Genomic DNA, 1,368 nt, shown 5'->3' with positions numbered 1-1,368 from the left:
TCGGCAATTTTTACCGCTTCCTGTTCTGCACCAGGGAGAGGTGATTCTTGTTCATTGGTGATAGGATTTTTTGGCATAGTAGGATTACCAACTACTAATATTTCCCTACCAACTCCTGATTTTTTAATGGCGTTTTTTCGCTTGTGGGTTAAATCTAAAACCTGAATAGATGGAGCAGTCACAATAGTATGTTTTTCAATTAAATATTTACCTTTTTCATCTTGCAGTGCGGGGAAAGGAACAAGAAATAATTCATTTTGAGGAATGAAAACAACTCTTTCAGTTTCCTTTTTGGGTAAAAGATCCGCAATGGGTGTAATTAGTAATTCATGGAGTCTTTGAAATCTTCCTTTGACTGGAGCAGCTTTAGGATCTAGACTAGCTACAATACCCCCTCTCCTTTTCACACCAATAGATTCACGACTATTATCAACGAGTTCTCCTAGAGTGGTATTTTCTTTTTGCCACAGAGGTTTTAAATCAGATTTACGAAAGGCAATTTCACCTGTGGGTTTAATCACCCAGATATAGAGTTCTGATTCTTTGGTTTGTTCTTTACCATCCTGTTTGAATGTATCAGGAATAATAGAATATTGAACCAGGGCAGCATTTTGTTGTTTGGCGATTTTTTGTAATAAAGCTATTGTCGGTTCATCAACAGCAGGTTGTGAGGTTTGACTGGTATTTGTGTTAAATAAACGTGAAGACAATAATTCCACAAAAGCCCTAGCACGTCCTCGTTCAGAAATTTCTAAAGCTGCATTGGTTTTATTCTGAGCAATTAGAACTTGTTGGAGTAAGCGGTAAGTCGCAGTTTGTGTTTCAAAAATTGAGATTTTGTTAGCGTCACTTAATTTTGTTCGCAGGGTTTCTAAAACCTCCATACCATCGCGTAGCGTTTTTTCCGCTTCTGCAAATTTGCCAGATTGATAAAACGCACTACCTATATATCTAAGAGTTCGTGCTTCGCTCGCCTTGTCACCAACTTGTTTGAAAATTGCCAAAGCTTCTCCAAAGAACTTCAGTGCTTGAGGATACTGAGCCTGATGGGCGTAAACTCTGCCAATATTACTCAGTGCAACTCCCTCACCCTCTTTGTTGCCAACTTCTTTAAAAATTGCTAATGCTTGCTGAAATATTTTTTGTGCTTGGGAATACTCGCCTTGATTGCGCCGAAAATCTCCAATATTATTAAGGGAAGTTCCTTCGCCTCTGCGCTCGCCTATTTTTATGAAAATGTTTAGTAACCGTTCAGGGGGGTAGAAGAGCGATCGTTAAAAAATTACCTCCAAAATGTGATAAATTAAGTGACATGGAACTAAATCGCGTCAATCACTTAGAACAGATACCTCCAGAAGATTGGGGTAA

The 1,368-nt window shown here is 38.6% G+C and carries 1 protein-coding gene; it reads right to left on the bottom strand.

Annotation, left to right across the window (positions count from 1 at the left end; genetic code table 11):
• The coding region (locus tag IQ226_RS24735) for a CHAT domain-containing protein (RefSeq protein WP_370567233.1) at positions 1 to 1,226 on the bottom strand (1,226 nt) is incomplete at its 3' end.
• Positions 1,227 to 1,368: the final 142 nt, after the last annotated feature.

The sequence above is a fragment of the Dolichospermum sp. LEGE 00240 genome (genome assembly GCF_015207875.1).
GTDB classification, from domain to species: Bacteria; Cyanobacteriota; Cyanobacteriia; order Cyanobacteriales; family Nostocaceae; genus Dolichospermum; species Dolichospermum gracile.
The sequence above is the reverse complement of the archived record's forward strand: the minus strand, read 5'-3'. Positions and strand labels throughout refer to the sequence as shown.